Raw genomic sequence first — 18638 nt, 5'->3', positions numbered from 1 at the left:
ATTGGGTCTCCGTGCCGGCGCGCGGCTCAGATGAAGAAGTCAGTGTTGGCGCGGCCCATCATCACGCCGCCCAGGTTCTGGCCGAAGCGGTCCAGGTTGTTGGCGTAGTGGGCGCGGGCCGCATGCAGGTCGAGGAAACGGCGCACCATCGGGTTGCTGCGGTAGATGCCGTTGCCGCCGGCATAGCGCAGCAGGCCGTTGGCCAGTTGCGCGCAGCGCTCGGCCACTTGCGCGGACTGGTAGCGGAAATGCAGGCGGCGCGGGGTCTGCACCTGGCCGCCTTCACGCGCAACGGCCAGCAGCTCGTCGAAGTTGCGTTCAAGGATGGTTCGCATCTCGTCGATGGCCACCTGCGCGTTGGCGCAAGCCATCTGCGCGCCGCCGTCTTCCGCAGTCTTGCCGCCACCGTTGCTGCTGACGCGGCCGTCGGCATAGGCGACAAAGTCATCGAGCGTGCCTTCCAGCGCCCCGATGCAGGCGGTGCACACCGCGCGCACAAAGATCTGCGCGAACGGCAGCCGGTACAGCGGCGCGTCATTGACCGCCAGCCCCGGGCTGGTGCCCATGGCGCCATCGACGGCGCGGTGGGTGCGGTAATCGGGCACGAACACGTCCTCGACCACGATATCGTGGCTGCCGGTCGCACGCAGGCCCAGCACATCCCAGTTGCGCACGATCTTGTAGTCGGAGCGCGGCAGCAGGAAGGTGCGGTAGTCATAGGCGCCGCCCGGCTCGGCCGGCGGCACCAGCCCGCCCAGGAAGATCCAGTCGCACAGCTCGCTGCCGCTGGAGAACTTCCAGTGGCCGGAGAAGCGATAGCCGCCTTCGACCGGCGTGACCTTGCCCACCGGCATATAGGTCGAGGCGATCAGCGTGGCAGGGTTGCTGCCCCACACTTCCTGCTGCGCGCGCTCGTCGAATAGCGCCAGCTGCCAGTTGTGCACACCGACCACGCCATAGACCCAGGCGGTCGACATGCAGCCCTTGGCCAGCGCCATCTGGATGCGGAAGAAGGTCTGCGGATCGAGCTCGTAGCCGCCGTGGCGGCGGGGCTGCAGCACCTTGAAGAAGCCCGCGGCCTGCATGTCGGCAATGGTCTCGGCGGGAATGCGCGCTTCGGCCTCGGCCTGCGCGGCGCGCTGGGCCAGCACCGGAATCATCTGTTCGGCACGCGCGATCAGCCGTTCCGCCAGTTCCTTGGGATTGTTGTCGTGATGCACCGCGGTCTCCTTGTTGCTATGTCGCTTTGTCTTGGGCTGGCATCGATGTTTGCACCGGCGGGGCGGGGTGCCATCGTCTGTTGGGACTAGCTATGTGCTTCAGGCCCTTCAGCTTCCGCTTGCGTGCTCCCTCTCCCGCTTGCGGGAGAGGGTTGGGGTGAGGGCGGGCGTGTCCTGCGAAGTAAGGCCTGCGGTATGCCACCGCCTACCCTCACCCCCTGCCCCTCTCCCGCAAGCGGGAGAGGGGAGAAAACCGCAGCGTGACGTAGCCGTGATCAAGCCAGCGCGCGCAGCTTCCGACCCTGCTTGCGGAAGTGCGGGATCACGTGCTCGCCGATATTGCGGATGGTTTCCAGCTGCGCCCATTGCGGCACCGTGCCCATCTGGCAGATGAATAGGATCTCGTCGGCGCCGGAATCGATCAGGCGCTGCACGTAGCCGATGCAGTCCTCGACGGTGCCGTAGGCATGGTTGGGGTTGAGCATCATCATCGACGGGTCGCTGAAATCCACCGAGACCTTCTCGGAGGCGAACTTCGTGTTGATGACGGCCTTGCCCTGCGCGTCCGTGGCGGTGACATGCTCGTCGTCCCAGGTGGACGGGTCCGGCCGCTCGCCGCCGGCATACCAGTACGACAGCGACTCCATGAAATAGCGCTGGCCCTTGATGCCGATCTTGCGCGCGGCCAGGCCGTCTTCCAGCACGATGGTCGGGCACAGCGCGGCCAGGTGCTGGTGCGGGCGGAAGCCCACCTGGTCCTCCGGCTTGCGGGTCTCCCACGCGGTACGGTAGATTTCGTTCTTCCTGGCAACATCCTCGGGGCCGCCAAAGCCGAGCACCAGCGCGCCCATGCCGCGCGCGCCGGCGCGCTGCAGCGTGTCGGCATTGGTGCAGGCCAGGTACATCAGCGGGTGCGGGTCCTGGCGCGGCTTGGGGTGGATCGGGCGGCGCGGGATCTTGATGAACTCGCCGTCGTGCTCGATCTCGTCCTGCGTCATGATCTTCGGGATCAGGTACATCGATTCGTCGATCATCGGGTGCAGGCTGTTCAGGTCGTAGCCGAAGGTGCCGGCCTCCTGCTGGGTGCCGCCCTTGCCCACGCCGAAGTGCACGCGGCCGCCGGACAGGATGTCCAGCGTGGCGATGCGCTCGGCCACCTTGACCGGATGGTTCATCGCCGGCGGCAGGCACACCACGCCGTGGCCGATGCCGATGCGCTGCGTGCGCCCGGCAACGAAGGCCAGGAAGGTCTCCGGCGCGCTCATGTGCGCATAGTTGGTCAGTGCGGTGTGCTCGACCGCCCAGACCACGTCAAAGCCCATGTCCTCGGCCAGCACCACCTGTTCCATGATTTCATCGAACACCTTGTGGTCGCCGGCACGCGAGGCATCGACGGTCTGGGCTTCATAGATCAGTGAAAAACGCATTGCAGTCCCCTTCTCTGGCATTGATGGTTCAGGACCGCCGCCGGGGCGCCGCCGGTTGCCGCGCCACCGGCCCGAAGCGGCCTGTGTGATCGCAGTGTGGTCGGCGCAAGGCGTTGCAACATCGTCTGATTGGATTATGAGCAGGACATGGAGCATCCCTATCATTGGCCACGGGCATCACGCCCGCTTTCACCAGGAGGATCAGGACATCATGCAAGCCAGGCTGCTGCTTTACCCCGTCGCGGACATCGACACCGCGCTGCCGTTCTTCACGGAAGGACTTGGACTACCGGTGAAATTTCGCGACGGAAGCCGCTATTGCGCGCTCGACGCGGGCGCGCTGACGCTGGCGCTGGTGGCCGGCGAGGAACGCCTGGTGGACCAGCCCGCGCTGGCCTTCAAGGTGGATGAGGGTGACGATATCGCCGCGGCGATGGCGCGGCTGGTGGGTGCCGGCGCCAGCGTGACGCTGCCCGCGGCGCAGGGGCCGCATGAGACGCGCGCGGTGCTGGAAACGCCGGAAGGCTTTGCGCTGGTGCTCAGCGCAAAGCCTTGACGTGCGTTACGTCGCTTAGCCCAGCGAAATCACGCTGCTCAGCAGCATACGCACCAGCGTGGCCTGCCGGGTCACGCCGGTCTTGGAGAAAATCGCCCGCAGGTGCGCGCGCGCCGTGTTCTTGCTGATGCCGAGCTCGTCCGCGGCCTCATCGAGCGTGAGCCCGTTGGCCAGCTGGAGCGCCAGCTGCGTCTCCGCCGGCGTGAAGTCAAAGAGCTGGCGCACCACCTCGTGCGAGGCCTGCGAGCGCCGCTCCGGGTCGCGGATGAACACCACGCAGGCGGGGCGCTTGCGGTTGTCCTCGGACCACTCGCTGAGCGGGATGGTGCGGATCAGCACGCCCAGCCTGGCGCTGCCGGACGGGCGCGTGATCGACATCGCCTCCATCAGCGCCGGCGTGGTGCCGAGGTGGCCCATCATGGCCTGGCGCAGCAGGCGCTGGAACTTGCGGTTCTCCTGGCCGTATTCCACGTCCAGCCCGCCTTTGGCGACGCGGATGCCATCCTTGGCGCCAAGGATTTCATCGGCGGCGGCATTGGTCTTGATGATGGCGCCGGACTCGTCCAGGATCACCATCCCGACCAGCATGCGGTCGATGGCGCTGGCATACACCGTGCGTTCCGATTCAACCACGTCGATGCGCGAGTGCAGGTCCACCGCGCGCTTCAGGTGCGGCAGCAGCGCGGTGCACAGCGCCTTGTCGGCGGCGGAGAAGTCACGCCCGTCATGCTCGCGGCACACGCGGAAGCGGCATTCGACGCCGTCATCGGTACGCAGGTCTGCGCCAAGGATGTAGCGGATGCCGATGTCCTTGAGGAACTGCTGGTAGAGCTCGCTCTGGCACCAGGCGCCGGGCCCGAGATGTTCATCGATGGTCACCACCCGGTCCGACGGCAGGCCGATGAACGGGTCGAGCGCGTAGTAGTAGTTGTTGTAGGAGGTCTCGCCGGGCAAGGTCGAGCCATGTTCGGACGCATTGACCATCAGCCCGGGCCGGTCCGTGGCCGGCGAGCGCAGGATCAGGGTGCAATAGTTGGCGTTGAGCTGGCGGCGGATCTGTTCCAGTGCCTTGCCCCAGGGCACCTGCTCCATCGGGCCCTGGTAGATATTGCCCAGCAATGTGCTGAACTCCGACAGCGACACCGTTGCCTGTGCGAACAGGTGTGCGGTCGCCTGGTTCTGGCTAACCTCCATCAGCATTTCCTCTGTCTCCATTGTGGCGTGCTCAGCGCTTCGGACTTGCCGGGTCGGCGCTGGCCTGCTACGGGCTCTGTGGCCCTTTTTTGTGCCCTGATTATAGGGACGGCATAGGGGTCGCGGCTTGCCCCCGCCTTCATGGTTTGCCCTAGTCAAGACCGGCTACAAACGCTGGCCGGACTAGTCTTGCGGGACAGGCCAATCCTCACGCGCCGGCGGGCCGAACACATACTCCAAACAGACTAAGGACAGACCCATCCAGGGCGTTCAAGGGCAAACCCCTAGACACCATGTGACGCCGCCCTCCTACCCAAACAGACGATGCCGTGCCGCCGCGCTGCCGCTACAAGTCAGCCATGCGCGGCGATCCCCGCCGCCTTCTTTTCACGGAGAACCATGACCATGGCGGCAGACCCGCGGCAGCAGGCCGCAGTGATCACCGGAGCGGCCAGCGGCATCGGCCGCGCGCTCGCGCAGGCCCTGGCAGCGCAAGGCTACGCGCTGGCGCTGGCCGATATCGACGCCCGCGCGCTTGAAGCGGTGCGCGAGACGCTTGCCGGCCAGGGGGCAAACGTCATCGCCGTGCCTACCGATGTCTGCGACGTGCGGCAGATCGAGCACCTGTGCGAGGAAAGTTTCCTGCGCCTGGGCCGTGTCGACCTGCTGGTCAACAACGCCGGCGTGCTCGCCACCGGCCGCTGCTGGGAGCTGCCGCCGGAGGTGTTCGACCACGTGATGCGCGTCAACCTGTGGAGCGTGCTGCACGCGCTGCGCTGCTTCGTGCCGCGCATGGCGGCGCAAGGCGCCGGCCATATCGTCAACGTGGCCTCGATGGCCGGCCTCGCCGTGGGGCCTTGGCTGGCCCCCTACACGCTGTCCAAGCAAGCGGTGGTGGCGCTCAGCGAAGGGCTCGCGCTGGAGCTGCAGGCTGCGGGCCTGCCGCTGGGCGTGTCCGTGGTCTGCCCCGGTCCGGTGGCCACCGGCATCGCGGCCGGCCTGGACGGCGGCGGGCCGCAGGAGGTGGACCAGATGAACGGCGCGCTGCGCAGCGGCATTGCCGCCGGCATGACGCCGGACGCGGTCGCGCGCTACATTCTGGACGGGGTCTCGGCCGGCCGGTTCTGGATCCTGCCGCACGAGCAGGCCGTGCAAGCGGCGCTGGCGCGCGCGCAAGGCATTGCCGCCGGCACCCCGCCGGCGTTCGCGCTCTGACACCGATTTCCCCACTGCAATCCAGGAGACCCCATGCCGCTCGATCCCCAGGCCCGCGCCGTGCTTGAAGCCATGGCCGCCATGCCCAGCCCCGACTTTTCCACCCTGCGCGCCGCCGACTACCGCGCCGCGCTGGCGGCCATGCCCGCGTTCGCGCCCGGCGACACCGTCGCCACGCAGCAGGACCTCACCATCGTTGGCGCCGCAGGCCCGCTGCAGGCCCGCCTGTACCGGCCCGACGACAGCACGGCACTGCCGCTCGTGGTCTATTTCCATGGCGGCGGCTTTGTCCTCTGCGGCCTCGATTCGCACGACAACATCTGCCGCAGCCTGGCGCGCCGCAGCGTCGCGCTGGTGCTGTCGGTCGACTACCGGCTCGCGCCGGAAGCACGCTTCCCCGCCGCCGCCGACGACGCCGTCGCGGCCGTGCGCTGGGCCGCCGCGCATGCGGCGCAACTGGGCGCCGACCCGGCCCGGCTGGCTGTGGCTGGCGACAGTGCCGGCGGCAACCTTGCCGCCGTGGCCTGCCAGCAGTTGCGCGGCAGCGGCATCGCGCTGCGGCACCAGCTGCTGCTCTACCCCTACCTGGACTGCAGCGACGCCGCGGCCGCCAGCGCCAGCTATCGCGAATGCGCGCAGGGCTACTTCCTCGGCGCCGCGGAACTTGACTGGTATCGCGCCCAGTACTTGGCCAATCCGGCCGACGCCACCGATGTGCGCGCCAGCCCGCTGCACCAGCGCGAGCTGCATGGCCTGCCGCCGGCCACCATCATCACCGCGGAATACGACCCGCTGCGCGACCAGGGCGAGGCCTATGGCGAGGCCCTGCAGCGCGCGGGCGGCGGCGGCGCCGTGCGCCGCTGGCCGGGCCAGTTCCACGGTTTTATCAGCATGCAAGGGATGATCGATGCCGCCAGCGATGCGCTGGATGCGGCCGCTACGTCGCTGCGCCAGGCCTTTGGTGGCCCGACAGGAGGCAGCATGAGCCCCGCCACCCCCCTGCCGCCGATGGCCGACGTGCTCGCGGCGCTGGTCGCGGGCCAGCGTGTGCTGGTGATCGAAGACGAGACCGACGAAGCCACTGGCTGCGTCCTGGTTGCCGCGGAACGCGCCAGCGAGGCCGATGTCAACTTCATGGCCGCCGAGGCGCGCGGCCTGGTCTGCATGGCGATCACCGAGGCGCGCCGCGCGCTGCTGCAGTTGCCGCCGATGGCCGCAAACCACCGCCAGCGCGAGCGCTACACGGTGTCGATCGAAGCGGCCAGCGGCGTCAGCACCGGCATTTCCGCCGCCGACCGCGCGCTCACGCTGCGCGTGGCGGCGGCAGCGCGCGCGCAGCCGCATGACCTGGTCCAGCCCGGCCACATCTTCCCGGTGGTGGCGCAGCCCGACGGCGTGCTGCGCCGCGCGGGCTTTGCCGAGGCCTGCTCCGACCTGCCGGCGCTGGCCGGGCGCGTCGCCGCCGGCGCCTATGCGATGCTGCTCGATGACGATGGCGACCTGCTGCGCGGCCCCGCGCTGCTAGCCTTCGCGCGGCACCATGGCCTGCCGGCGGTTTCGATCAGCGGGCTGATCCACCACCGGCTGCTGACCGAAAGCGCACTGCGCCGCACGCATTCGACGGAACTGGCCACGCCCTACGGATGCTTCACCGTGCACGCCTACCATGACACGCCGGTCGATGCGCTCCATCTGGCGCTGGTGCTGGGCCAGCCCGATCCTGGGCAGCCGGTGCTGACACGCGTTCAGACCGTGGAAATGCAGCGCGACGTGCTGGGCTTCGGCACGCCGGCCCAGCCCGCGTGGAACCTGGAGCGCTCGCTCGCGCGCATCGGCGCCGAAGGTTGCGGGGTGCTGGTGCTGCTGGATGAACGTGAATCGCCGCAGCAGCGGCTGGACCGGCTGGCAGCGCCGGCCGCCGCCTCGCCGGCGCCGGCCTTCGCGCAACGCGCGCTGGGGGTCGGGGCGCAGATCCTGCGCGATGTGGGGGCGCACAAGCTGCGCCTGCTCAGCCATCCGGTGCCGTATCGCGCCGTCACCGGCTTCGACCTGGAGGTCACCGAGTTCGTGCCGCCGTGCTGAACTGTCAGGAACGGCAGCCGAAGCAATCGGCAAAGCTGCGCGTGAAGCGCTCCACTTCGGCGTCTGGCAGGTGGTTGATGCCGCCTGCCAGGCGCCGGCCGCCGCCGGTCTCGAAGCCGCGGCAGAAATCGGCCGCCCCGGTGGCGCTGTGCGCGGGCACCCGCACGCTGACGGCAAAGCCGCCGCCGGACTTCGGCGAGAGCAGGCCGATGGCGTCGCCGGGCCGGCCGCGCACCAGTTCATTGGCCAGCACGCCGATCGCGCGCCGCGCCCACGGCGCGTCCGGCAGCACCAGCAGCGCGGCGCCGGGCACTTCGTGCGCGGGCGCCAGGCAGCGCCCGCGGGCCATGTCGTCCTCATAGCCCTCGCACAGCACCGCATAGGCCCCGCATTGCGCGGCGAACGCCAGCGGGTCGGCAAACGGCAGCATGTGCCGCGCCAGCTCGGCGGGATCGAAATGCAGGTCCGCCACGCACTCGCCATAGGCGTTGTAGTTCAGGCACGTGCCCAGCTGTTCCAGCACCGCGGTTTCGCACTCGCCCAACCCCGCCTGCGCCGCCAGCGCGCGCGCCACGCCGCCCAGGTTGTCGCCGAACGCGGCGGTGATCGCCCAGCGCCGGTGGCAGCCGTCCAGGTGGCGGTCGACCAGGATACTGGTGCAGACCTCCGGCCCCTCGTCGATATGCGCGCGCAGGCCGGCATGCCCGGGCAGTTCGCCGGCATGGTGGTGGTCGAAGTAGTCCACCCGCGCACCGGCGCCGAGCAGCCGCATCAGGCCATCGCGGTTCTGCTCGAGCGAGATGTCCAGCGCGGTCACGGTGTCGCCCGGCCCGGCGTCGATGCGCTCGAGCAGCCGGATATCGCGCTTGACGCCGGTGACCAGCGTGGCGTCGCCGGCATCCGCCAGGCGCAGCTGCTGCAGGGCGCACAGGCCGTCGGCATCGCCGTTGAAGGCAAAGTAGCGTGTCATGGCAGGTGTGGTCAGGACTCAGGGCATGAAATCGCCGCCGTTGGCATCCAGCGAAGCGCCGGTGATGGCCCTAGCGTAGTCTGACACGAGAAACAGCGCCGCGCGCGCGCAGTCGTCGTCGGTCGGCATGCGGCCCAGCGCAATCTGCGCGGCCACCGGCGCGATCACGGTGTCCTCGCTCACGCCCTGCTCGGCCGCGGCGTGGCGCACATAGCCCTGCACCGGCTCCCCCCACATCCAGCCCATGAAGATGCTGTTGGCGCGGATGCCATGCGGGCCCAGTTCGCGCGCCAGGTACTTGACCGCCACTGCCAGCGCGCCCTTGGACGCCGCGTAGCCCGATTCGCCGGGCATCGGCTTGCGCGTGGCCTGGGTGTTGATCATGACAATGGCGCCGCCGCCCTGCGGCTTCATCAGCGCCGCCACCTCCTGCGTCAGGGTCATGGTGCCGAACACGTTGGTGTCGAACACCTGGCGCCAGACATCCAGGTCGGCCGCTTCCACCGGCTCGGGGAAGTTGCCGTGCTGGAAGGCGCTGTTGACCAGCGCGTCGATGCGGCCGAAGCGGCGCATGGTCTCGCCGGCCAGATGCCGGGACTGGGCCCGGTCGGTGATGTCGGTCACCACCTTGAGCACTTCGCAGTCGGCGCCCAGTGCGTCGATGCGGGCCTGGGCGTCGTCCAGTTTCGCCGCGGTGCGCGCGGCGATGGCAACGGCGCGGGCGCCTTCGCGCGCCGCCTCCACGGCCAGCTTGACGCCCAGCCCGGGGCCGATGCCGGATACGATGACGATCTTGTCCTTCAACAGCATGGTGTTGTCTCCTGTGATGCGCAGTGCGCTGTCTTAGTTTTGCTTCAGGATGTGCCGCGCGCGGTAGCCGGCGAAATCGCGTTCCAGTTGTTCCTGGCTCAGGCCGAACTGCTCCAGCGTATAAGCGTGCGCCGCGCGCTGGTTGCGCGGGTTGCCCTCCATCCATGCCCAGATGCCGGCGCGGGCGGACTCGGTCAGCGGCATGCCGGCAAAGCGGTAGACCGCCTGCGCCACGCCGAAGGGATCGCTCACCGTATCCTCGAAGCGCACGTCGAGGAAGCGGTCGGCAGGCAGACTGTCGCGCACCGTCATGGCATGGGCGGTGGCGCGCTGCATCTGCCCGCCCCACTGCCGCCCCACCGTGACGGCGTCGGGCGCATCGGCGTATAGCTTCCACAGCGTATGCGCCATGCTGGCCATCGACGGAATGGTCTGGGCGGGGTCGCGATGGGTCAGCACGACCTGCGCGCCGGGGAAGACCCGGAACAGGATTTCCAGCGTATGCAGGTGCTGCGGCGTCTTCAGCACCCACCGCTGCGCCGGCGCCTCGCCGCGCTGCCGCTTCTGCCACTGCAGGAACTGCAGCATGGTCTTCAGGTAGGCATAGACCTGGGTGCGGTCCTGCCGCGCCAGCCAGTCGGTATAGGACGGCACGTTGGCGTAGGAATCCATCGCGCACAGGAAGGAATGCTCCATCAGCATGAATTCCTCGTCGGCCGCCATGGCGTCGAGCGGATGGATGGCGAGGATGTCCGGGATAAAGCGGATCATCTGCGCCACTTCCTCGCGCGCCAGCCCGATGCGCCGGCCGGCGTCGCGCACGTCCTCGCCGGGCAGCGGCGCCGGGTAGCGCGTTTCCCACCACGCCGCCGAGTGGAAGCGCGCGTCCGTGGCCAGCATGCGCTGCAGCAGCGTGGTGCCGGTGCGCGGCAGGCCGACGATCACCAGCGGATCGTCGACGCCCTCTTCCAGGATCTCGGGATGGCGCCGGCAGTAGTCCTGGATCACCAGCCGGTTCACCAGTTGCGCCTGCAGCTTGCCTTGCAGCATCTGCGCGCCCTGCGGCGACAGCCCGGCTTCGCGTGCAAGCGAGTCGGACAGCACCTCCAGCGCCTCGCGGTAGTCGCCCGGGCCAAAGTCAGTCAGTCCGCCGGCCTGTTCGCTGGCCTGTGCCAGCAAGCGCTCCACGTCAAGCACCGTGGTGTGTTCGGATGCGATGGTGTTCATACGTTCTCCCTGCATTCATTCCTGAGCGATTCAAGCTTGACCACGCGCGTGCGTGGATGCACCGGCTGCGCCGCCCCCACCCAGCGCCAGCACATGGTGCCGTTGCGGTGGCCCGCGGTCTCCAGCCAGTTGGGCAGGCCAGGATCGCGCGCGCTGAGGATGACGGTGACGCCGCCGCTGGCATCCAGCCGGGCACTGTGCTTGTTCAGGCAGATGTCGTGGTAGCGGTAGTCGAGCGACTCCATCCAGTAGTTGTTGATCTGGAAATTCCAGAAATCGCAGGCCGGCACCCGGTCCACCTCGACCACCAGCGCTTCGTCGTCCGCCAGCGCCCAGCAGGAGTGGTAGTAGAAGATGTTGGGATCGCCGCCTGCGGCCTGGCATACGGCCTGATCGGCGGGCGGCAGTGCGTTGACATGGCCGCCATAGCCCTGCGCCCAGTCGGCGAAGATGCGCGCGGTGCCCTCGACAAAGCCCGCGGCGCGCAGCAGGCCGCCGTGCAGGCGCTCGGCATCGAGCACGGGCGGCTTGTCGCTGCCACTGAGGCGCTCGATGTGCAGTTCGGCCGGGGTCTCAGCCTTGCGGTCCATAAAGGTCTGCCGCACCACCAGCGCATTGGTGCCCGGCTCCATGCGCACCCAGTTGCCTTCGTGCTGGCGCGCGCTGAGGACGATTTCGAAACTGCCATCCGCCGCCACTGCCAGCTTGTTGCTGTCGAGAAAGCCGGTCTGGACCATGCGCCCGTCGGTTTCGTAGCCGCCCTTCTGCGTACCGAAACTCAGGTAGGCCACCGTGCCGCGCCGGCCGCGGATGCGGTACTCGGCACCGCCGTCCAGGCGTGCGTAGCGATAGAGATTGTCCGGATTGTCCGCGCCGATCTTGGCGGTTTCGTGCGACGGTGAGAAGAAGTCGGGAAACGCCGGATCGGCGAATTCCACATGCATCTCCAGCGCAATGCGCAGCAGGCGGCTCAGGTAGCGGAAGCCCTCGGCGCGCGTGAGCGCGTCCGCCGGCGCCTCCGGGCGCAGGATCTGCCGCCCGCTGCGCTTAAGGACCTCGCAAAACTCGGCCCAGGTCTGGCCGCACAGCAATTGTTCTTCGGCGGAGTTCGCCATCTGCCTGCTCCCGTGGTTCGTCGGCGAAGCAACGATACCCAGCGCGGGGCCGCCCCAGCCTCGTCCGGGTGGACTAGGAAATGCGCGCCGTGTCCCGCCATTTCTTAGTCCGCCCGGACGAAGTGGCGAAGGGCCCCGGCTCGCTACCTTGTGTCCATGCCTGACCGCCGCGACATCCCTGCACGGCGCCGGCAAACCAAGAGGAGATCCCGATGTTGACCCACCTGGAGCAACTGGAGGCGGAGAGCATCCACATCATGCGGGAGGTGGTGGCGGAATGCGAAAACCCCGTCATGCTCTATTCCATCGGCAAGGACAGCGCCGTGATGCTGCACCTTGCCATGAAGGCCTTCCACCCCGCGCGGCCGCCGTTCCCGCTGCTGCACGTCGATACCACGTGGAAGTTCGGCGAGATGATCGCATTCCGCGACCAGACCGCCGCGCGCCTTGGCCTGGACCTGCGCGTGCATGTCAACCCCGAGGGGCTGGCACGCAATATCAGCCCGCACGAGCACGGCTCCGCCGTCCATACCGACGTGTGGAAGACCCAGGGCCTGAAGCAGGCGCTGGACCACTACGGCTTTGACGCCGCCTTCGGCGGCGCGCGCCGCGACGAGGAAAAGTCGCGTGCCAAGGAGCGCGTGTTCTCGGTACGCACCGCCCAGCACCGCTGGGACCCGAAGATGCAGCGGCCCGAGCTCTGGCGCCAGTACAACACCCGCAAGCGCAAGGGCGAAAGCCTGCGCGTGTTCCCGCTGTCCAACTGGACCGAGCTGGACATCTGGCAATACATCTACCTGAACGACATTCCCATCGTGCCGCTCTACTACGCCAAGGAGCGCCCGGTGGTGGAGCGCGACGGCACGCTGATCATGGTCGACGATGAGCGCCTGCCGCTGCGCCCCGGAGAAACGCCGCAGCTGCGCAAGGTGCGCTTCCGCACGCTGGGCTGCTACCCGCTCACCGGCGCGATCGAGAGCGAGGCCGACACCCTCGGCGGCATCATCCAGGAAATGCTGCTGGCGACCACCTCGGAGCGCCAGGGACGGTTGATCGACAGCGACTCAGCCGGTTCGATGGAAAAGAAGAAGCAGGAGGGATACTTCTGATGGAAACCCTGATCGACACCGCGCCCGCGCTTGCGCAAGACGCCGCGCAAGCCACCGGCACCTCGGGCGAGATCGCCCACTACCTGCGCGCCCAGCAAAGCAAGAGCCTGCTGCGCTTCATCACCTGCGGCAGCGTCGACGACGGCAAGAGCACGCTGATCGGCCGGCTGCTGTATGAATCGAAGATGCTGTTCGAAGACCAGCTCGCCCAGCTGGAAGCCGACTCGAAGAAGATGGGCACGCAGGGCCAGAACCTCGACTTCGCGCTGCTGGTGGACGGCCTGGCCGCGGAGCGCGAACAAGGCATCACCATCGACGTGGCCTACCGCTTCTTCGCCACCGACAAGCGCAAGTTCATCGTGGCCGACACGCCGGGGCACGAACAGTACACGCGCAACATGGTCACCGGCGCTTCCACCGCCGACCTGGCCATCCTGCTGGTGGATGCGCGCCGCGGAGTGCAGACCCAGACGCGCCGCCACAGCTACCTGGTGGCGACGCTTGGCATCCGCCGCGTGGTGCTGGCGGTCAACAAGCTGGACATGGTCGACTACTCGCGCGAGGTCCATACGCGCATCGAGAACGAGTACCGGGAGTTTGCCCGGCAGATCGGCCTGACCGATATCACCTGCATTCCGATGTCGGCCCTGCGCGGCGACAACATCACCGAGCCCAGCGCCAATACCCCGTGGTACCACGGCCCGACGCTGATGGCCCACCTGGAGAACGTGCCGATCGACAATGCGCCCGTGCAGGGCGAATCGTTCCGGCTGCCGGTGCAGTGGGTCAACCGGCCCAACCTGGACTTCCGCGGTTTTGCCGGCACCGTCAGCGCCGGCGAGATCCGCCGCGGCGACCGCGTGCGCGCGCTGCCCTCGGGCCGCGAGAGCCGCGTGGCCGGCATCGTTGGCGCCGCCGGCGCGTGCGAGCACGCCATGCGCGGCCAGGCGGTGACGCTGACGCTGGAGGACGAGATCGACATCAGCCGCGGCGACGTGCTGGCCTGCCCGGAAGACCCGCCGGCGGTGGCCGACCAGTTCGAGGCCACGCTGGTGTGGATGAACGAGGACGCCATGCTGCCCGGGCGCCCCTACCTGCTCAAGCTCGGCACACGCACCGTGGGCGTGACCGTGGCGCAGCCCAAGTACAAGGTCAATGTCAACACGCTCGAACACCTGGCCGCGCGCACGCTGGAGCTGAACGAGATCGGCGTGTGCAACCTGCATCTGGACCAGCCGGTGGCCTTCGATCCCTACGCGCGCAACCGCGAGCTGGGCGGCTTCATCATCATCGACCGCCTCAGCAACAACACGGTCGGCGCCGGCATGCTGCGCTTTGCGCTGCGCAGGGCGCAGAACGTGCACTGGCAGGCCATCGACGTGGACCGCCGCGCCCATGCCGCGCTCAAGCACCAGTCGCCGCGCATCGTCTGGTTCACCGGGCTCTCCGGCGCAGGCAAGTCCACCATCGCCAACCTGGTGGAAAAGCGCCTGCACACGCTGGGCCACCACACCTACCTGCTCGACGGCGACAACGTGCGCCACGGCCTGAACAAGGACCTGGGCTTCGCCGAGGCCGACCGCGTCGAGAATATCCGGCGCGTGGCGGAAGTGGCAAGGCTGATGCTCGATGCGGGCCTGATCGTGCTGGTGTCCTTCATCTCGCCGTTCCGCTCGGAGCGCGACATGGCGCGCGCGCTCGCCGGCAACGGCGATTTCGTCGAAGTCTTCATCGACACGCCGCTGGCGGTGGCTGAGCAACGCGACCCCAAGGGCCTGTATCGCAAGGCGCGGCGCGGCGAGCTGAAGAACTTCACCGGCATCGACTCGCCGTACCAGCCGCCCGAGCGGCCCGAGATCCGCATCGACACCACCGTCGACACGGCGGAGCAGGCGGCGGAGCGGATCGTGGCGTGGCTGCGGGAGAAACCCTAGGCCGAACGGACGATGAGGCGACGGACGGGGTCGGTACGATGGGACAGGGATTCCTGCCCTGGACTGCCGCCACGTCTGGCGCAAGTCATTGCCTTTGCATGACCGATTGGATGCTCCCTCTCCCGTTTGCGGGAGAGGGTTGGGGTGAGGGCGGGAATGTCCACGATCGGGCTGGTGGTATGCCACCGCCGGCCCTCACCCCCTGCCCCTCTCCCGCATGCGGGAGAGGGGAGCAAACCGTCGCACCGCCATCATGCTGCCAGACCCCCTGCCGGCCGCCGAGCTGAGCGCCCTGCTCGCCCAGCTCTACCAGGGCCCGACCGAAGCCGTGCCCTGGGCCGGCTTCCTGGAAAGCGTGCGCCAGCGCCTGGGCGCCACCTTCGTCACGCTGGTGCTGCGCCACCCGGCCACCGACCGGCCGGGCCTGATCGTCAATGCCTCCGACTACGGCCCGCACCTGCCGGGCGAGCCCTCATACAGCGAGCAGTACTACGCGCTGTGCCCCTTCCTGGACCTGCACCCGGACCGGCTCTTCAGCGCCGACGAACTGTTTGGCGAAGCCGGCTGGCTGGCGCATCCGTTCTACACTCAATACCTTCAACCACTGGGCCTGCGCTATATCCTGGCGGCCAACCTGGTCACGCCCGACGGCGTGGAGTGCGCGCTGTTCATCAGCCGCACCGACGCGGGACAGGACTTCGGCGAGGCCGACAAGGCACTGCTGCACGGCCTGCTGCCGCACCTGAAGCGCGCAGTGGACCTGCATGCCGCGCTCGACGTTCTTGCTTCTGAACGGTCCCTGTACGCGGATGCCGTCGACCGGCTGCAGGTCGGCACTGTGATCCTGGACGAGCACGGCAGGACCATCCGGACCAACGACGTCGCCGGCCGCCTGCTGCAGGCGCGCGACGGCCTCTACCTGTCAGACGGCGCGCTGCACGCGCACTGCCCGGTGGAAAACCGCAGGTTCCGCAAGATCCTGGAAGGCGCTGCCCAGGCCCACGCGCTGGCCGCACCGCGCAGCGAAGTCACCACGCTGAGCCGGCCCGCCGCGCCCACGCCCCTGAGCGTGCTGGTGCGGCCGATCCCGCTCAGCTATCGCAGCGAAGACAAGTCACGCCGACCCGCAGTGGCGGTGTTCATCCGCGACCCGGCAGGATCGCCGCGCAACACCCACGCCAACCTGCGCAAGCTGTTCCACCTGACCCCGACCGAGATCGAACTGGCTTTACTGATGGTCGACGGGCTAACGCTGGATGAAGCCGCGATGCGGCTTGGCGTCAAGAAGAACACGGCGCGGGCACACCTGCGGGGCATCTTTGCCAAGACCGGGGCAACGCGGCAGGCGGTGCTGGTGAAGATGTTGCTGTCCAGTGTGGTGGGGATGGGGTGAGGGCTTCTTACTCCAAGCGGACGATGCCGGAATATCGCCGGACTGCTTTAATTCTCCCAATCTACCGGAGACAAGTCGATGACCGACGATGCAGTGCAGCTTGCCAATCTCCTCTACATCTATGCCGAGCGCATGGACGCCGGTGATCTGCCCGGGGTCGCTGCACTGTTCGAACACGCAGAGATCGAAACCGGAGATGCCGTGCAGCGAGGTTCCGCGGCCATGCTGAAGCTCTGGCAAGCCTATGTGAAATTGCACGCAGATGGAACGCCCAGAACCAGGCATGTCATCAGCAATCCGATCATTGAGATTGCTCCGGACCGCCTGACAGCGACCGTCAGATCGTACTATACGGTCCTTCAGGCAACCGACCGTATCGCGCTGCAGGTGATCGCGGCCGGTCGCTATCATGACGCCTTCGAAAAGGTCGAGGGACGCTGGCGCTTCAGTCGCCGCAATTATGCGGTGCTCGATCTGAGGGGTAACCTGACCGATCATCTGCTCGTGCCGTCCGCCTGAGGGATGCACGGCGGCATTCCGGGCAGGACGAAATGCCAGCAAATGCTAGGCAAGCAACCGCAAGGCATCAGCGAGCGAGAGCACCGTTGTGCGCGAATCGAACGCGGTTGAAAAGAGATGATCGTGCACGACCTGATCCGGGTCGGAGCAGCAATCCTTGACCGTGAATAAACGGAAGTCCGCATCGCTCGCGTACGCGACCGACGACAGCACCACACCGGTCGACGCAATGCCCACCATAAGCAGGGTATCGATACCCTGCGCGGAAAGCCGCACCTGCAGGTCGGTACCAAAGAACACGCTGGCACGATGCGCGATGATGAGCGGCTCAGTGGCCTGCTGGCCGAGTTCCGGCGAGATCTGGTCGTCGACGAAAAGACCAAGCTGCTTGATTCCCTGCCCGTTCCTGTTCAACGGACTGACTTCCGGATAGCCTGGAGCAAAGTGGATCTTGGCGAAATAGACGCTGACGCCCCGGGCACGTGCAGCGTCACACAGCTTGCGCGTATTGGAGAGCAAAGCGGGCGCGACCGAGGGAAATAACGCCAGGATGTCGGTCTGGTAATGCATGACCACCAGCGCAGTTTTCGCTGGAACGATTGCCGGAATCTGCATGGTCACGCTGTGCGCATCAGCGGCGCTTTCCATGCCCTGTTGATGGCCTGCTGAACCGACGGGTCCATGTTCAACGGGTGGCGACATATGGCTGCGCGATAAGGAATGATGATCGACTCTACCACGACCAATCGGTTGGCCGTTCCGGGTCTCCCTGAAGCGCTCCAGCAGGTGATCGATGATCGGGCAAGCCAAGACCTTGATTAAGTTGCGACTCACAACTATATTGGTTGCGAAACGCAACTCATAGGAGGGCGCCGGTGGACCTTGTCGATATTCCAGCCAAGTCTCGAGAAGCGACGATTCTCGAACTTCGCGACTTTTCCCGAAGACTGGTTCGCGAGCTCGGTTTCATGCGAGCCACCCTGGCCGATAGCGACCTTGCCCCGTCGGCGGTTCACGCGATCATGGAAATCGGGGCGCAGCCAGGGATCAGCGCAAAGGATTTGGGCAACATCCTGCGCCTGGACAAATCGAACACGAGCAGGCAGGTCGCAAGGCTGGAGGCTGGCGGACTCGTGGAGCGCAAGACCGCAAGCGAAGATGCACGTTCATCCGAGCTGTACCTGACCGAGGCCGGGCAGAAGCTTAGAAAGAAGATCGACCGCTTCGCAACGGATCAGGTGTCCAACGCGCTTCGGCGGATGGTTCCGGCTGACCAGCAGGCCCTGGTCCGCTCTCTCGCGCTGTACGCCGACGCACTTACGCAAGGCAACGCGGTCAAGACCGCCCCCGCAGATGCCGTGCCCGGACGGATCCTGGAGGGCTACCAACCCGGCTGCATTGGTGACGTGGCAAGCTTGCACGCCCGGTTTTACTCGGAGCATTGGGGCTTCGGCGCGTTCTTCGAAAAGAAGGTAGCGACAGAGCTTGCCGAGTTTATCGGCAAGATGCCAGCCGATGATAAGGCCCTGTGGCTCTACGCCGAAAACGGCCGGTCGCTCGCCTCGCTCGCAATCGACGGGGATGATGAACAGGGCATCGCCCATTTGCGCTGGTTCATTGTGGATGACACATTGCGTGGTTCCGGTGTCGGACGGCAACTGATGTCACACGCGATGAAATTTGTCGACGAGCGATATCGCGAGACCTACCTATGGACGTTCAAGGGATTGGATGCGGCACGCCATCTATACGAGTCATTTGGTTTTCAATTGGTGGACGAATCCGAGGGGACGCAATGGGGAACCCGGGTCACCGAGCAACGGTTTAGCCGTTGCCTGGCATGAGCCCAGCCTTGATGCGACCGCTG

Annotated in this window: 16 protein-coding genes and 1 pseudogene; 9 read left to right on the top strand and 8 right to left on the bottom strand. The window is 67.2% G+C overall.

Going from position 1 to position 18638, the window contains the following annotated elements; all coding sequences use genetic code 11:
* Positions 1 to 26: 26 nt before the first annotated feature.
* On the bottom strand, positions 27 to 1220 hold the full coding sequence (locus tag AC1Q7H_RS33535; RefSeq protein WP_211979689.1) for an acyl-CoA dehydrogenase family protein: 1194 nt from the start codon (positions 1218 to 1220) through the stop codon (positions 27 to 29).
* Between the two features lie 275 nt (positions 1221 to 1495).
* The gene (locus AC1Q7H_RS33530) at positions 1496 to 2647 is read right to left on the bottom strand and encodes an LLM class flavin-dependent oxidoreductase (protein ID WP_013952279.1); all 1152 of its coding nucleotides are present in this window, start codon (positions 2645 to 2647) and stop codon (positions 1496 to 1498) included.
* Positions 2648 to 2858: 211 nt separating this feature from the next.
* Here AC1Q7H_RS33530 and AC1Q7H_RS33525 point away from each other — a divergent pair, with 211 nt between their 5' ends.
* Entirely contained in the window at positions 2859 to 3203 is a 345-nt protein-coding gene (locus AC1Q7H_RS33525; RefSeq protein WP_211979688.1) for a VOC family protein, read from the top strand.
* A gap of 15 nt (positions 3204 to 3218) precedes the next feature.
* On the opposite strand, the gene AC1Q7H_RS33520 is transcribed toward AC1Q7H_RS33525, so the two are convergent.
* On the bottom strand, positions 3219 to 4403 hold the full coding sequence (locus tag AC1Q7H_RS33520; protein ID WP_153953843.1) for a helix-turn-helix transcriptional regulator: 1185 nt from the start codon (positions 4401 to 4403) through the stop codon (positions 3219 to 3221).
* A 399-nt stretch (positions 4404 to 4802) separates the two neighbouring features.
* Here AC1Q7H_RS33520 and AC1Q7H_RS33515 point away from each other — a divergent pair, with 399 nt between their 5' ends.
* From AC1Q7H_RS33515 to AC1Q7H_RS33505, 3 genes and pseudogenes are all read left to right on the top strand, one after another.
* The gene (locus AC1Q7H_RS33515; protein ID WP_041228802.1) at positions 4803 to 5612 is read left to right on the top strand and encodes an SDR family NAD(P)-dependent oxidoreductase; all 810 of its coding nucleotides are present in this window, start codon (positions 4803 to 4805) and stop codon (positions 5610 to 5612) included.
* A 33-nt stretch (positions 5613 to 5645) separates the two neighbouring features.
* Positions 5646 to 6578, top strand: a pseudogene (gene lipP1 / locus AC1Q7H_RS33510) (LipP1 family hormone-sensitive lipase); the annotation flags it as partial.
* Positions 6579 to 6593: 15 nt separating this feature from the next.
* Positions 6594 to 7694, top strand: coding sequence for a 3,4-dihydroxy-2-butanone-4-phosphate synthase (locus AC1Q7H_RS33505; RefSeq protein ID WP_153953845.1), 1101 nt, complete (start codon positions 6594 to 6596; stop codon positions 7692 to 7694).
* A gap of 4 nt (positions 7695 to 7698) precedes the next feature.
* Here the strand turns inward: AC1Q7H_RS33505 and AC1Q7H_RS33500 are convergent, their stop codons facing one another.
* Genes AC1Q7H_RS33500 through AC1Q7H_RS33485 form a run of 4 tightly spaced genes read right to left on the bottom strand, consistent with a single transcriptional unit; the run spans position 7699 to position 11816 of the window.
* Complete coding sequence (locus tag AC1Q7H_RS33500) at positions 7699 to 8664, bottom strand: hypothetical protein (RefSeq protein ID WP_013952273.1); 966 nt, start codon at positions 8662 to 8664, stop codon at positions 7699 to 7701.
* A gap of 18 nt (positions 8665 to 8682) precedes the next feature.
* Positions 8683 to 9474: an SDR family oxidoreductase gene (locus AC1Q7H_RS33495; RefSeq protein WP_153953847.1), complete on the bottom strand. Its 792-nt coding sequence runs from the start codon at positions 9472 to 9474 to the stop codon at positions 8683 to 8685.
* Between the two features lie 33 nt (positions 9475 to 9507).
* The gene (locus AC1Q7H_RS33490) at positions 9508 to 10701 is read right to left on the bottom strand and encodes a sulfotransferase family protein (protein WP_492382196.1); all 1194 of its coding nucleotides are present in this window, start codon (positions 10699 to 10701) and stop codon (positions 9508 to 9510) included.
* Positions 10698 to 11816 (bottom strand): DUF1214 domain-containing protein, encoded by a 1119-nt coding sequence (locus AC1Q7H_RS33485; RefSeq protein WP_211979686.1) that lies wholly within the window; start codon positions 11814 to 11816, stop codon positions 10698 to 10700. The genes AC1Q7H_RS33490 and AC1Q7H_RS33485 overlap by 4 nt, the downstream gene beginning before the upstream one ends.
* A 212-nt stretch (positions 11817 to 12028) precedes the next feature.
* On the opposite strand from AC1Q7H_RS33485, the gene cysD reads away from it, so the two are divergent.
* From cysD to AC1Q7H_RS33465, 4 genes are all read left to right on the top strand, one after another.
* Positions 12029 to 12925 carry a sulfate adenylyltransferase subunit CysD gene (gene cysD / locus AC1Q7H_RS33480; RefSeq protein ID WP_010814009.1) on the top strand — a complete coding sequence of 299 codons (897 nt, stop codon included), beginning with the start codon at positions 12029 to 12031 and terminating at the stop codon, positions 12923 to 12925.
* Complete coding sequence (gene cysN, locus AC1Q7H_RS33475) at positions 12925 to 14859, top strand: sulfate adenylyltransferase subunit CysN (RefSeq protein WP_013952269.1); 1935 nt, start codon at positions 12925 to 12927, stop codon at positions 14857 to 14859. The genes cysD and cysN overlap by 1 nt, the downstream gene beginning before the upstream one ends.
* 253 nt (positions 14860 to 15112) lie before the next feature.
* Positions 15113 to 16252: a helix-turn-helix transcriptional regulator gene (locus AC1Q7H_RS33470; protein ID WP_041228557.1), complete on the top strand. Its 1140-nt coding sequence runs from the start codon at positions 15113 to 15115 to the stop codon at positions 16250 to 16252.
* 78 nt (positions 16253 to 16330) lie between these two features.
* Entirely contained in the window at positions 16331 to 16771 is a 441-nt protein-coding gene (locus AC1Q7H_RS33465) for a nuclear transport factor 2 family protein (protein WP_013952267.1), read from the top strand.
* A gap of 45 nt (positions 16772 to 16816) precedes the next feature.
* Here the strand turns inward: AC1Q7H_RS33465 and AC1Q7H_RS33460 are convergent, their stop codons facing one another.
* Positions 16817 to 17419 carry a cysteine hydrolase family protein gene (locus AC1Q7H_RS33460; RefSeq protein WP_041228556.1) on the bottom strand — a complete coding sequence of 201 codons (603 nt, stop codon included), beginning with the start codon at positions 17417 to 17419 and terminating at the stop codon, positions 16817 to 16819.
* 227 nt (positions 17420 to 17646) lie between these two features.
* Between AC1Q7H_RS33460 and AC1Q7H_RS33455 the strand changes: the two genes are divergently transcribed.
* The gene (locus AC1Q7H_RS33455) at positions 17647 to 18615 is read left to right on the top strand and encodes a bifunctional helix-turn-helix transcriptional regulator/GNAT family N-acetyltransferase (RefSeq protein WP_013952265.1); all 969 of its coding nucleotides are present in this window, start codon (positions 17647 to 17649) and stop codon (positions 18613 to 18615) included.
* Positions 18616 to 18638 lie beyond the last annotated feature (23 nt).

This window comes from Cupriavidus sp. GW823-FHT06D04 (assembly GCF_058795055.1).
The sequence above is the reverse complement of the archived record's forward strand: the minus strand, read 5'-3'. Positions and strand labels throughout refer to the sequence as shown.

Excerpts from the sequence above, each read along its gene's own strand:
- AC1Q7H_RS33470 (WP_041228557.1), top strand. The coding sequence starts at position 15,113 with ATGCTGCCAGACCCCCTGCCGGCCGCCGAGCTGAGCGCCCTGCTCGCC.
- AC1Q7H_RS33515 (WP_041228802.1), top strand. The coding sequence starts at position 4,803 with ATGGCGGCAGACCCGCGGCAGCAGGCCGCAGTGATCACCGGAGCGGCC.
- cysD (WP_010814009.1), top strand. The coding sequence starts at position 12,029 with ATGTTGACCCACCTGGAGCAACTGGAGGCGGAGAGCATCCACATCATG.
- AC1Q7H_RS33460 (WP_041228556.1), bottom strand. The coding sequence starts at position 17,419 with ATGGAAAGCGCCGCTGATGCGCACAGCGTGACCATGCAGATTCCGGCA.
- AC1Q7H_RS33485 (WP_211979686.1), bottom strand. The coding sequence starts at position 11,816 with ATGGCGAACTCCGCCGAAGAACAATTGCTGTGCGGCCAGACCTGGGCC.
- AC1Q7H_RS33505 (WP_153953845.1), top strand. The coding sequence starts at position 6,594 with ATGAGCCCCGCCACCCCCCTGCCGCCGATGGCCGACGTGCTCGCGGCG.
- AC1Q7H_RS33530 (WP_013952279.1), bottom strand. The coding sequence starts at position 2,647 with ATGCGTTTTTCACTGATCTATGAAGCCCAGACCGTCGATGCCTCGCGT.
- AC1Q7H_RS33500 (WP_013952273.1), bottom strand. The coding sequence starts at position 8,664 with ATGACACGCTACTTTGCCTTCAACGGCGATGCCGACGGCCTGTGCGCC.
- AC1Q7H_RS33520 (WP_153953843.1), bottom strand. The coding sequence starts at position 4,403 with ATGCTGATGGAGGTTAGCCAGAACCAGGCGACCGCACACCTGTTCGCA.
- AC1Q7H_RS33525 (WP_211979688.1), top strand. The coding sequence starts at position 2,859 with ATGCAAGCCAGGCTGCTGCTTTACCCCGTCGCGGACATCGACACCGCG.
- AC1Q7H_RS33495 (WP_153953847.1), bottom strand. The coding sequence starts at position 9,474 with ATGCTGTTGAAGGACAAGATCGTCATCGTATCCGGCATCGGCCCCGGG.
- cysN (WP_013952269.1), top strand. The coding sequence starts at position 12,925 with ATGGAAACCCTGATCGACACCGCGCCCGCGCTTGCGCAAGACGCCGCG.
- AC1Q7H_RS33465 (WP_013952267.1), top strand. The coding sequence starts at position 16,331 with ATGACCGACGATGCAGTGCAGCTTGCCAATCTCCTCTACATCTATGCC.
- AC1Q7H_RS33490 (WP_492382196.1), bottom strand. The coding sequence starts at position 10,701 with ATGAACACCATCGCATCCGAACACACCACGGTGCTTGACGTGGAGCGC.